This is a genomic window from Chryseobacterium sp. JK1 (assembly GCF_050632815.1).
In the GTDB taxonomy this organism is placed as follows: domain Bacteria; phylum Bacteroidota; class Bacteroidia; order Flavobacteriales; family Weeksellaceae; genus Chryseobacterium.
The window spans coordinates 969,856-982,292 of the sequence record NZ_JBODRU010000001.1 but is presented as its reverse complement, the minus strand read 5'-3'; the positions used below and the strand labels follow the sequence as shown (position 1 = coordinate 982,292).

The following is a 12,437-nucleotide window of genomic DNA, read 5'->3' as shown; positions in this document are numbered from 1 at the left end:
TTTAAAAATTGGGGAATATTTTGTAATTTTGTGCAAATTTAAAAAAAATTAGCGATGGCTATTAAAATAACTGATGAATGCATTAACTGCGGGGCTTGCGAACCGGAATGTCCAAATAATGCAATATATGAAGGAGCCGTAGATTGGAAAGCTTCAGAAGGTACAAGTCTTCAGGGTACCATAACAATGCCTTCAGGTCTTACGATAGATGCTGACGCGTCTCAGGAACCTGTAAGTGATGATGTTTATTTCATTGTAACAGATAAATGTACAGAATGTAAAGGATTCCATGAGGAACCACAGTGTGCGGCTGTATGCCCTGTAGACTGCTGTGTTCCGGATGAGGATCATGTAGAGTCAGAAGAGACTCTACTTAATAAAAAAGCATTCTTACACGGCGAATAGAAAGACGCCGTCTCATGATCTTTGAGACGGCTTTTTTTACCCCCAAAAACATAATAATTCTTTATAGAAAACCACAAACAAAGCTAAAAGAATAGAATATATTCTGACAGCAGCCAAAAAATAAAAATATGAACAAAAAGCACAACTTCAGCGCAGGGCCATGTATTTTACCACAAGAGGTATTTGAAAAATCAGCAGAGGCTATTTTGGATTTTAATGGTATCGGATTGTCTCTTCTTGAGATCTCTCACAGAAGTAAAGATTTCGTTGCAGTAATGGACGAAGCGCGTGCAATTGTAAAAAGGTTGATGAATCTTGGTGATGATTATGAAGTACTTTACTTAGGAAGCGGCGCGAGTATGCAGTTTGCTATGGTACCCTATAACCTGATGAAAGTAGGAGGAAAGGCTGCCTATCTGGATACAGGAACATGGGCTGCAGGAGCTATTAAAGAAGCGAAAAAACTAGGAAAAGTGGATGTTTTAGGGTCTTCAAAAGAGGAGAACTATTCTTTTATTCCTAAAGAGTATACGGTGGGTTCAGAGTACGATTATTTCCACTGTACATCCAACAACACCATCTACGGAACTCAGATGAAGTCTTTCCCTGAAGTAGACACCCTTATGGTGTGTGATATGAGTTCTGATATTTTTTCAAGACAACTTGATTTTTCTAAATTTGACTTAATCTACGCAGGAGCTCAAAAAAATATGGGACCTGCAGGAGTTACACTTGTGATAATCAAAAAAGAAATTCTGGGTAAAACCGGAAGAGAGAATATGCTGTCTATGCTTGATTATTCACAGCATATTTCCAAAGAATCTATGTACAATACCCCGCCGGTATTTCCAATATATGCATCATTACTAACCCTTCAGCATCTTGAAAAAAATGGTGGAATAGCTGCTGCAGAACAGAGAAATGAAGCAAAAGCCAAACTTCTTTACGATGAAATAGACAGTAACCCACTCTTCGAAACATTCTGTGTAAAGGAAGACCGTTCTTTAATGAATGTATCCTTCAAAATCACAGATGAAAGTAAAAAAGAAGAATTTGATAACGCATGGAAAGCTGCAGGAATCAGTGGATTAAATGGCCACAGAAGCCTTGGCGGATACAGAGCCAGCCTATACAACGCCCTACCTATCGAGAGCGTACAGGTATTGGTAGATGTAATGAAATCTATCAAATAATTTAAGAAATAAAAATTCAAAGATTGAAAGATTTAACAGCAGTTAATTTAAATTCATTAATTTGCGCCCCAGTTTTAAAATATTGAAATAGGTAACCCTTTCAATCTTTAAATCCAATAACACATGAAAGTTTTAGCAAACGATGGCATTTCAAAAGCAGGAGAACGCACTCTAAAAGAAGCCGGAATTGAAATTCTGGACAATAGAGTGGCTCAGGATCACGTTATTAATTTTATAAACGATAATAATGTGGATGTTCTTTTGGTGAGAAGTGCAACCAAAGTGAGAAAAGATCTGATTGATGCTTGCCCTGGTCTTAAAATCATAGGCAGAGGCGGTATCGGTATGGACAATATTGATGTTGAATATGCAAAAAGCAAAGGAATTAAAATTATTAATACCCCGACAGCCTCCTCAAAATCGGTGGCAGAACTGGTATTCGGACATTTTATTTCATTGGCAAGATTCCTTCATGAATCCAACAGATTGATGCCATTAGAAGGAGAAACTCACTTCAATGCCATGAAAAAGTCATTTAGCAACGCGTATGAACTTTCAGGAAAAACGTTAGGAGTAATTGGCTTCGGAAGCATCGGCCAGGAAGTTATAAAAATAGGAATTGCTTTAGGAATGAAAGTACAGGTTCTGACAAGAAGCCCAAAAACAGAAGTTCTTACCCTGAACTTCTTTGACGGCCAGTCTGTCAACTTCGAAATCACTTCCACCAATGACATGGACAATTTCCTTAAGGATGCAGATTTCATCAGTATCAATACTCCTAAAACTCATGAATATATTATAGACACTCCTCAGTTTGAAAAAATGAAAGACGGTGTTTATATTGTCAATACTGCAAGAGGAGGCGTGATTAATGAAGTGACACTGATAGATTATATCGAATCAGGAAAAGTAGCAGGAGCCGCTTTGGATGTTTTTGAAAACGAACCTACTCCGGAACTGCCTTTACTTATGAACCCTGCATTATCCCTTTCTCCTCACGTAGGAGGAAACACGATAGATGCGCAAGAGAAAATCGGTGTCGAACTTGCAGAACAAATTATTAAGCTACAAAAAGAAACTATAAGATAAATATGCCTGTTTTTAAACCTTTCCGTGGAATAAGACCTCATAGAGACATCGAGAGTACTTTCCCTACACATCCTCTGGATAATTTCACCCAGGAAGAGATTGCAGAGAAAGCTCAAGTTGAGAATACTTACATCAATATGATTAAACCATACGTTGTAAGTAAATCTAAAGATATTGACCGGAACCTCAGAAAAATCCGTTCTACCTTTGAAGAACTTCTGGACGAAAAAAAATTGGTCCAGGACAATTCAGCCTACTATCTTTATGAGCAGATCTATCCCAACAAACAGGTTTTCAGAGGACTTCTGGGATTAGCGAGTATTGAAGATTTCTGGGGTGGAAAAATCAAAAGACACGAAAGTACCATTCCACAGAAAAAAGAAAAACTGGCACATTACCTGGAAAAAGTAAACCTGCAGGCGGAACCTGTATTGCTTACCTATCCTGCCAACTCAAAAATTGAGTTGCTGATGAACCATGAAGAAAAAAACGTTCCGATCTTCAATCATATAGACTCTATTGGAATCAGACATAAAATCTGGCGAATAGACAACCGTCTGAAACTACAACAGTTCAAAGAAGTAATTGATCAGATTGATTCTTTTTACATCGCTGATGGACACCATAGAATTGGATCTACAGCATTGAATGCAAAAAGACAAAAAGATAAAAACAAAAGACATAACGGAACAGAACAATACAATTTTGTTTACAGCTTCATCGTATCCAACCAATCTATTAAGATTCATGATTATAACAGAATTTTACATGACCTGAATGGTGTTTCCTCTGAAGATTTCCTAAAGGAACTGGACAAATATTTCCTTATCCACGAGAAAGGAGAAACTTCCTACTACCCTTCTCAGAAATTCCACATTTCAATGTATCTGGATGGTAAGTTCTACTCCCTTCACGTGAAGCACGATCTTCGTTCTAAAGAAATGTCTCTTGATAATCTGGATCACCATCTTTTAGATAAATACATTTTCAAAAATATTTTAAAAATTGAAGATCCTGATAGTTCTGAACTTATTTCATATGTAAAAGGAACATCCAACATCAATGGAATCAATATTTTAAAAGAAAAAATAGACAGTGGCGAAGGAAAGGTAGGTTTCGGAATATATCCTGTAAGTTTTAACGATATGATTAAAATTTCAGACCTGAAACTGAGTATGCCTCCAAAATGTACATTCATTGAGCCAAAATTGATTACAGCTCTTTTAATGTACGATATGAAACCTTAATAAATTCCTATTTTTTCCCTACTTTTATCATCGAAAAAGAAAGGTAAATAAAAAATGAAAAAAATATTCATTATACTTCCACTCTTTTTGAGTGGATTTTTATTTTCTCAAAAAAAACCACAGAAAAAACCAGCTAATAAAACAGCTATTCCTATAAAATTAAATTACCATGAGGAATTCAAAAAAATTTCAGATGAGATCATGACCAATGGTAAAGCTTATGATAATCTGGGAGAACTCACAAAAGGGATTGGCCCTCGCTTCAGTGCTACTCCGGGATATACAAAAGCAGTAGAATGGGCAGAAAAAAAGTTCAAGGAAATCGGTATTAATATGATCTGGAGACAAGAAGCCAAAGCTCCTGTCTGGATACGTGGAAAAGAATCTCTGCAGATAAAAACCGAAAATGGAGACTGGAAAAATATCAGAATGCTTTCTTTTGGAAATTCTCAGGGAACGGGAGGAAAAGACCTTACAGGTGAAATTGTCTTAATTAATTCTACTTCAGAGCTCAACGCAATGTCCATAGGTCAATTAAAAGATAAAATAGTTTTCGTAAACGTTCCTATGGACCCGAAAATTATCAATACCAGTGATTCTTATTTACAGACGGCAAAATCAAAATTAATTTCCGCTTCTGTTATTGCCAAAACAGGTGCAAAAGCATTAATCATAAGATCATTAACAACGGCTAATGATGACACGCCTCATGCTAAAATGATCTACTACGAGCCGGATGACAAAATTAAAATCCCCGCTTTGTCAATTGGCGTACGATCAGCTGATGAATTGGAGAAAACATTAAAAAAACAAAAGGTTACGGCCAAAATAAACATGACCGCCGAATCCAAAGGCGAAACTACCAATCCGAATATTATTGCTGAAATTCAAGGTAAAAAAGACGCTAAAGTTATTGTTTTAGGAGCCCAGCTGGATTCCTGGGACTTTGGCGAAGGAGCAATAGATGACGGAACAGGAGTCGTTCAGTGTATTGAGGTCTTAAGAACCCTGAAAGCACTGGGCTATGAAAATAACCATACCATTCGTGTTGTCTTATTTGCTAACAGTGAAAATGGCGGGCAAGGGCGTGAAATGTATGCAGCCTATATAAAAAAGAAAGAAGAAAAGCACGTGTTTGCTCTAGGTACAGATGCTGGAGGCTACTCTCCAAGAGGTTTTTCATTGGATATGTCACCTCAGAGAAGAAGACTCATTTATCCGTGGAAAGAATATTTTCTTCCTTACGGAGTGTATGATTTTGACCAAACAGAAGCTATCCAGGACATCTCTCCTTTAAAAAAACTGGATATTCCTCTCGCTGAACTCGTGGTGGACACCCAAAGATATTTTGATTATCATCATTCTGAACAGGACACTTTCGATAAAGTGAACAAAAGAGAACTTCTACTGGGAGCCGTTGCGATAACGCAGATGATTTTTATGGTAGATAAAAATTGGTAAGATGGAAGCAATTTCCAGACATAATTTATTTATAGGATCAATAAAATTGGATAACAATGAAAAAGATATTAGGAACTTCATTATTACTTTTTGGAATGGTTGCTTTTGCACAAACCAAAGAAGATTCCATACAATTCAATAAAATTTCTACAGAGATTTTAAACAATGGACAAGGATATAACGAACTCCGGGAGCTTACGAAAAATATAGGACATCGCCTAAGTGGTTCAGAAGCTTACGAAAAGTCTGTAAAGTGGGCAGAGCAGAAACTTCGGGATGCAGGAGCAGACAAAGTATGGCTTCAGGAAGTCATGATCCCGGTTTGGGAAAGAGGAAAAGAATCTTTACACATTAAAACAGCCAATGGCACTTGGAAAAGTTTAAAGATGCTGTCATTAGGAAACTCTGAAGGAACCAAAGGGAAAGATATCTCTGGAGAAATTATCATGGTAAAATCCATGGAAGAATATGACAAACTTCCTGCTGAAAAAGTAAAAGATAAAATTATATTTTTCAACTACCCTTTCAGCCAGTCTTTTATAGAAACTTTCAAAGGATATAGTGACGCTGCAAAATACAGAACAACAGCTGCGTCTTTAACTGCAAAAAAAGGAGGAAAATTTGCTATTATCAGATCACTTTCTTCTGCTTTCGACAACGTTCCTCACACCGGCGCCATGCGTTATGAGAATAATGTTTCCAAAATTCCGGCTGTTGCTGTTGGAAGCACCACCGCAGACGAACTGGAAGCTTTACTGAAAAGTCAGAAAGTAACGGCTAAACTTAATTCCAATTGCGGAATGAAAGGTGAAAAGCTCTCACACTCTGTAATCGGAGAAATCACCGGCAAGAAAGACCAAAGCGTTATTCTGGTAGGCGGACATCTTGATTCCTGGGACGTTGGTGAGGGAGCTCATGACGATGGTGCAGGAATTGTTCAGAGCATTGAAGTATTGAGGACTTTTAAAAAGCTGGGAATCCACAACAACCATACAATCAGAGTCGTTTGTTTTGCGAACGAGGAAAACGGTGTAAAAGGCGGAATACAATATGGTAAAGCCGTAAAAGACAATAACGAGAAGCATCTTTTTGCCATTGAAACCGATGCCGGAGGCTTTGCTCCAAGAGGAATTGCCCTTGATATGGACGATGTTAAAAGGAGCCAGATCAAAAGCTGGTCAAAACTATTCCTTCCCTACGGAGTGTATAACTTTGAAGAAAGATTCTCCGGAACCGATCTGTATCCGCTCCATGACATGGGAATTCCTGCAGCTGAACTGATGCCGGATTCGCAACGCTATTTTGACATACACCATACGGAAGAAGATACTTTTGAAAAGGTAAACCGAAGAGAGCTTTTATTAGGCGCGACAACTTTGACGCAGATCATTTATATGATTGATAAAAACTGGTAAAATATGAAACCGTCTGCAAAGGCGGTTTTCTTTTTTTAAAACGATAAAAACCTCTATATTTTAACCACGGATTTCGCAGATTTACATGGATGACTGGGGATTTTTTTTGAAGAATACATTTTGAATAATTCTATTTGTGATATTTCTGTGAAAATATTGGCAATATTGTGCTTTTAAAATTAAGACTTATTTTCGCCAATAATAAGAACTCAATACAATGATTTAATCCTGTCGGGGTTACCCTAATTGTGCTTTTTACTTTTAATTTTATGCTTATACAAAAAATTTCTCCATAAAAAACTTTTCCATGTGTGATGCCATCCACCTCCAGATTTCCAATTGACATCAAATTTTTTTCCCTCTAATGCATATACAGGTATTTCAATTTTTGAATGAAACATCGATAGATTATCTTTTACAACCTCAAAATAATCAGCATCAAAATTTGACTTCCTATAATACTGTATCTCAACTATAGTCTCTTTTTTGCTAGATCGGAAAATATACAAATTAACATCATAAAGATCATCAAGCTCTTTATACAGAAATTCTACTGCTGAATCTAATGTAAGTAACTCTTTTGATTTATTAATTCTAATTCGGGACCTGTCTCGTCCAAAGGAGTTTTTGCCTTCAAACTCATTAAAATCAGACAGAATAAAAAATAAATTAGGAGAAATAGTATTCCAACAATTAATTTCTGCCAGACGCAGAAGGTTGGCAATACATATCTTTATATGATTTTTTAAATCGTTCTGATTCATTATTACATAATTATATGAATATTTTAAATTAATTAAAACAGAATCACGCTGTAATATTTTCTGTTATTCAAATAATTCAGAATTAAAAATAGAAAATTTTTCTAAACTTAATAAGATATCAAATAAAAAAAACCATACTACAATCATTCCTCTACCCTCTTGAAACAAAGCACAGATCACAAAAACAGAACTTTGGCATGAAATTCGCATATCAATAAAAGAGAAAAAAATTATAAAAAAGCACTAAGGATGAGAAAAAAGGTTTTCTGTGGATTTTCAGTTTTCCACTGATTCAAGTTCATATTGATGTATATGAATCCTTTTTTTTCTACGATGCCGTAAAGGATACGGGTTCGTGAAAAGCCAACTCTCCCGTTGATTTTTCACAGCAGTCTTATGCCCCGTATCTGACTGGTATCATCACCCTCGGATCATTGAACAATGATTCAAAATTTGTTTATTTATTCTGGATTTTTTAATTCGGATTGATAATATCTGTATAAGCAGCAAAGCTATCATGAACCTTAGCCCAGTAAGAGAACTTACCCTTCTTTTTACCGTGATAAGACTGTTGTTTATTCTATTAATTAATGTATAACCCTTAAAATGTAAGTAATGATGAGAGACTTTTTTGAAATGATTTTTAAGAGAAATGAAGACGCTACAAAAATGCATATCTGGAGCCTGCTATTGGTGTTGAGTTTTGCTGCTTTTTCTGTATTGGTATATACCACTAACCCAAGCTTAAACAGCTTAATAATATATCTGACCGCTTTTGCCGCTTATATCGGCTTTGGCCTTGTATTCATTAGTTCTCTTTCGGGAGCAGGAGTGAAGAAAGGATTCGGCAGAAACATATAACTTTTAATCTTTCTTTTACTAAAAAAACCGCTCTTTTGGAGCGGTTTTTTTGCAATAAATTTGATATCCTTACATTTTATTATGAGGCTATCTATTCATTAAACATATCTTTCATCATTTTATCGAGGAAGCTTTTGGTTTCTTCTTCAATCATTTTTTCAGATTTTGCTACTAGCTCTGCGTGAAAAGGCTGACAACATGCTTTTATTCCAAAACCATCGTCTGTTTTCACAAATTCCGGATGCAGATGATGTTCTTTACATACTTCGGATTCAATTTCCCGTTTTATCAGGTCGTAATTAAGATCAAACATATTCTTATTCTGTTTTATGGGTGATAGATAAAGATATAAATAATTTTCACCTGAGGAAATCCGGATTTTTACGGTATATGGATATAAAAACAGTCCCAAAATGGGACTGCTATATTAAATATCAAAGGTAAAAGATCCTATTTTTATATTAAGTGATCAGAATTTGTCTAAGACTTTCTGTGGCAAAATATTTACAGGTTTGTTATTTTCTTCAACAAGTAAAAATTTCCAGTTTTTTTCGTTTTTTGAAACAGCACATGCTTTCATATGAGCATGAATGCTATAGTAATCTCCATCACTGAAATAGGTCACATGATCTTTTCCGTATCGAAGCATCAGGGCATCATGTATTTTTTGTTTCATTGATTCCGGATCGTTAATTACCTTCCAATCTACTTTAAAATTCATGGCAAAAGAGTAATCAATCATTGAGAAATATTCTTCTTTTATAAATTCAGGCTTTTTTATATGATCTACTTTAAAATCCTGAATATCTGTAGCGAAAGCCGGGTTATTGTAAGCCAGGCTCAAAATTGTAAACATTTTATCCCGGCCTATACCTGCTATATATTTAGGGTAAATAAAATCAACTGCTTTTTCAATCTCCTTGTCTTTTATATTTTTGAAAAAAGAGGTAAAATCTCTTCTTATTCCTTCATGATAATCCACTTCTTTCTTCTGCCCAAAGCATAACACTGAAAAAAATGAAATTATAGCTACGATTAATTTTATCTTCATTTCTTATTTTAATATCATTTCATAAAAAAACCACTCCTTTGGGAGCGGTTTTATATCTTACCAGATTGAATTATTTTACTTTTACAAGCTCAACATCGAAAACTAACCAAGAGTTTGGTGGAATTACGCCTCCTGCTCCTCTTTCTCCGTAAGCCATTGCTGGTGGGATCAATAATGTAGCGGTTTCACCTTCTTTTAACAACAGGATTCCTTCATCCCATCCTTTGATAACTCTTCCCATTCCGATTGGAATTTCGATAGGCTCGTTTCTTTTGAATGAAGAATCGAATTCAGTTCCGTCTACCAATTTACCTGCATAGTGTACAGATACATTATCACCAGCTTTTGGAGCTTTTCCGTCAGCTGTTTTTGTGATTTTATAGTAAAGACCAGATTCAGTCTTCTGCATACCAGCTTTTAAGCTTTCTACCAGTTTTTCCTGGTTTGCTTTGAATTCTTCTTCTTTTTTCTTTCTTTCTGCTTCTTCTTTAGCAATGAAAGCTTTATTGTTTTCTGCGATTTTACCTTTTCCTTCGTTGAAAGTTTTAGCAGCATCGTAGTGCTTGTACTCGTCACCTTTTCCGAAAATAGAAACTTTTTCTAAAACGATATCAGTTTTAGGCTTATCCTGAGCTCCTTTTTCTACGTTAGCAATAGCATCAATTACGTCGTTACCTTTTACTACTTTCCCGAAGATCGTATGTCTTCCGTCTAACCAAGGAGTAGCAACTTCAGTGATAAAGAACTGAGAACCATTGGTGTTAGGCCCGGAGTTTGCCATAGAAAGAATACCTTTCCCTGTGTGTTTAAGGTCATTTTTTTCATCTTCAAACTTATATCCAGGATCTCCCATTCCTGTTCCCTGAGGATCACCTCCCTGGATCATGAAATCTTTGATTACTCTGTGGAAAATAGTTCCGTCATAGTAAGGAACTCCTTTAGCCTTAGCTTTGTTGTCGATTTTCCCTTCTGCAAGACCGATAAAGTTGGCTACAGTTACTGGTGCTTTCTTGTCTTCAAACTTTACAATCAGGTTACCTTTTGTAGTTTGAAGGTTCGCATAAAGTCCGTCATTAAGACCTTCGTAAGTTTCTTTGTCTACGTTCATTTTTTTATAAATTGGGGTACAACTCATCAGCGAAATACTTGCCGCTGCCAGAATTATATTCTTGTTAAACAATTTCATGTATTATAGAGCTTTTAATTTTATGATTAATGGAATGTCATTATCTATTTTCTTTTCGTCTCCGAAAGTACCATAAGCCAAAGAAGACGGCACCAAAAGCGTTACTTCCTCTCCATCATGTATAAAACGCAAAGCATTTTCCACCGCTTTCAGTTCATCAAAATGGCCAAATTTGGCATCTCTTCTTTCAATAGGGGTATCGTAGATCTTGGTTTCATCAAAATCATACAGATCATAAGAATAAGAAATCGGCGTATTATCGGCTCTTTTTTCTCTCTGATCATAACCTTCTACCGTCACCCAGTAATTAAGCTGTGTAGGGTAATATTTCACAGACTGACCACTGATCCAATCCTGAATCTGACCTCTTTCTATAACATTCAGACTTTTCATCCTGTTTCTGGAAACATCAAGATCCTTCTGGCTCAAAACCCCACCTACAGGTGGATGTGCTGTCTGTGTATTTCTGTTACAGCTTAGCAGACTAATGGCTGATATGAAGAGTATTTTTTTCATAAACTTTTGCGAAAATACACATTTCGTGAATCAATTACAAAACTTGAAGAAGAAATGTACGAATGTGTTAGCTATTCACTCCGTAATCCATTCAACTTTTGATGAGTTTATGCAAAGTAAATAGAAAAGCCGGGAAATTCCCGGCTTTTCTATTTTATTGTAAGTAAAATTAAACTGTTTCAAGAACGTGATCTACCAACACTCTCCATCCGAATGAATCTTCAGAAAGGTTATTCTGTAAATCAACAAGATCTTTCTTAAGAAAAGCAGCATAGCTTTCTTCGTCTGACAATCTAGGAAGTTCAAGTTTTTCACCTTGGTAACCTAAAGCCTGGAACTGAGTGGTTACAACTGCTGTACCTACTCCCCATACTTCTTTAAGGTTCCCGGATTTTAAAGCTTCAATTACTGTTTTCACAGGAATTGGCTCTACTTTCACTTCAATTCCTCTTTTCTTAGCCAATTGAATAAAGCTGTCTCTGGTAACTCCGTCAAGGATTTTCTCAGAAGTTGGAGGTGTATAAATAGTATCGTTAATTCTTACAAATACGTTCATAGTACCACTTTCTTCGAAATACTCATGAGTAGCGTCATCTGTCCAGATAATCTGCTCATATCCTTCTTCAATAGCCAATTGTGTAGGGTAGAAAGAAGCAGCATAGTTTCCAGCAGCTTTAGCAGAACCTACTCCACCGTTGGCAGCTCTTGAATAATGATCTGAGATTTTTACAGAAACAGGCTCAGAATAGTAGCTCTTCGCTGGCGTTGCTACAATAGCGAACATATATTTATTAGATACCCTTGCTTTCAAAGCTTCCTCTGTAGCAAAAATCAATGGTCTGATATATAATGACATTCCTTCTCCCTGTGGAATCCATTCTCTATCAATATCTACCAATGCTTTTAATCCTTCTAAAAACATTTCCTCAGTCACTTCAGGCATAGCAAGACGCTTTGCAGACTTGTTGATACGTTCAAAATTCTTTTCAGGCCTGAAAAGGAAAACCTGCCCGTCTTTGTCTTTATAGGCTTTCATACCTTCAAAACAAGCTTGTCCATAGTTTACTCCCATCATAGCAGGGGTAAATGGTATTGGACCGTAAGGAACTAATTTTACATCCCCCCATTTTCCATCTTCATACTCACATATAATCATATGATCAATGAAAGTACCACCAAATGAAAAATTATTAGGGTCAAATGTAGAAATTCTGGAGTTTTCAGTTTTTTGAATTATCATTTTTTAAAA

13 protein-coding genes are annotated in these 12,437 nt (G+C 36.0%); 7 read left to right on the top strand and 6 right to left on the bottom strand.

All coding sequences use genetic code 11. From position 1 onward, the window contains the following. Positions 1 to 54 precede the first annotated feature (54 nt). The 6 genes from ACQ76T_RS04325 to ACQ76T_RS04300 all read left to right on the top strand — a co-directional run bounded on the left by ACQ76T_RS04325 (position 55) and on the right by ACQ76T_RS04300 (position 6,810). Positions 55 to 405 carry a 4Fe-4S dicluster domain-containing protein gene (locus ACQ76T_RS04325; RefSeq protein WP_431342111.1) on the top strand — a complete coding sequence of 117 codons (351 nt, stop codon included), beginning with the start codon at positions 55 to 57 and terminating at the stop codon, positions 403 to 405. Positions 406 to 533: 128 nt separating this feature from the next. Continuing rightward, complete coding sequence (gene serC / locus ACQ76T_RS04320) at positions 534 to 1,598, top strand: 3-phosphoserine/phosphohydroxythreonine transaminase (protein ID WP_431342110.1); 1,065 nt, start codon at positions 534 to 536, stop codon at positions 1,596 to 1,598. Between the two features lie 123 nt (positions 1,599 to 1,721). After that, positions 1,722 to 2,687 (top strand): D-2-hydroxyacid dehydrogenase, encoded by a 966-nt coding sequence (locus tag ACQ76T_RS04315; protein WP_431342109.1) that lies wholly within the window; start codon positions 1,722 to 1,724, stop codon positions 2,685 to 2,687. Positions 2,688 to 2,689: 2 nt separating this feature from the next. Further along, the gene (locus ACQ76T_RS04310; protein ID WP_431342108.1) at positions 2,690 to 3,934 is read left to right on the top strand and encodes a DUF1015 domain-containing protein; all 1,245 of its coding nucleotides are present in this window, start codon (positions 2,690 to 2,692) and stop codon (positions 3,932 to 3,934) included. A 54-nt stretch (positions 3,935 to 3,988) separates the two neighbouring features. Beyond that, positions 3,989 to 5,395, top strand: a complete 1,407-nt coding sequence (locus ACQ76T_RS04305) for a M28 family peptidase (RefSeq protein ID WP_431342107.1) — start codon at positions 3,989 to 3,991, stop codon at positions 5,393 to 5,395. A 56-nt stretch (positions 5,396 to 5,451) separates the two neighbouring features. Further along, positions 5,452 to 6,810, top strand: a complete 1,359-nt coding sequence (locus tag ACQ76T_RS04300) for a M28 family peptidase (RefSeq protein WP_431342106.1) — start codon at positions 5,452 to 5,454, stop codon at positions 6,808 to 6,810. Between the two features lie 242 nt (positions 6,811 to 7,052). Here the strand turns inward: ACQ76T_RS04300 and ACQ76T_RS04295 are convergent, their stop codons facing one another. Beyond that, complete coding sequence (locus tag ACQ76T_RS04295) at positions 7,053 to 7,574, bottom strand: hypothetical protein (RefSeq protein WP_431342105.1); 522 nt, start codon at positions 7,572 to 7,574, stop codon at positions 7,053 to 7,055. A 615-nt stretch (positions 7,575 to 8,189) separates the two neighbouring features. On the opposite strand from ACQ76T_RS04295, the gene ACQ76T_RS04290 reads away from it, so the two are divergent. Then, positions 8,190 to 8,435, top strand: a complete 246-nt coding sequence (locus ACQ76T_RS04290; RefSeq protein WP_431342104.1) for a hypothetical protein — start codon at positions 8,190 to 8,192, stop codon at positions 8,433 to 8,435. 91 nt (positions 8,436 to 8,526) lie between these two features. On the opposite strand, the gene ACQ76T_RS04285 is transcribed toward ACQ76T_RS04290, so the two are convergent. The 5 genes from ACQ76T_RS04285 to ACQ76T_RS04265 form a co-directional block, all read right to left on the bottom strand. Next, positions 8,527 to 8,748, bottom strand: a complete 222-nt coding sequence (locus ACQ76T_RS04285; RefSeq protein WP_431342103.1) for a hypothetical protein — start codon at positions 8,746 to 8,748, stop codon at positions 8,527 to 8,529. Positions 8,749 to 8,904: 156 nt separating this feature from the next. Then, positions 8,905 to 9,486, bottom strand: a complete 582-nt coding sequence (locus tag ACQ76T_RS04280) for a hypothetical protein (protein WP_431342102.1) — start codon at positions 9,484 to 9,486, stop codon at positions 8,905 to 8,907. Positions 9,487 to 9,556: 70 nt separating this feature from the next. Continuing rightward, on the bottom strand, positions 9,557 to 10,594 hold the full coding sequence (locus ACQ76T_RS04275; protein ID WP_431343714.1) for a peptidylprolyl isomerase: 1,038 nt from the start codon (positions 10,592 to 10,594) through the stop codon (positions 9,557 to 9,559). Between the two features lie 81 nt (positions 10,595 to 10,675). Continuing rightward, entirely contained in the window at positions 10,676 to 11,188 is a 513-nt protein-coding gene (locus tag ACQ76T_RS04270) for an FKBP-type peptidyl-prolyl cis-trans isomerase (protein ID WP_431342101.1), read from the bottom strand. Positions 11,189 to 11,357: 169 nt separating this feature from the next. Further along, the gene (locus ACQ76T_RS04265; RefSeq protein WP_431342100.1) at positions 11,358 to 12,428 is read right to left on the bottom strand and encodes a branched-chain amino acid aminotransferase; all 1,071 of its coding nucleotides are present in this window, start codon (positions 12,426 to 12,428) and stop codon (positions 11,358 to 11,360) included. Between the last annotated feature and the right edge of the window lie 9 nt (positions 12,429 to 12,437).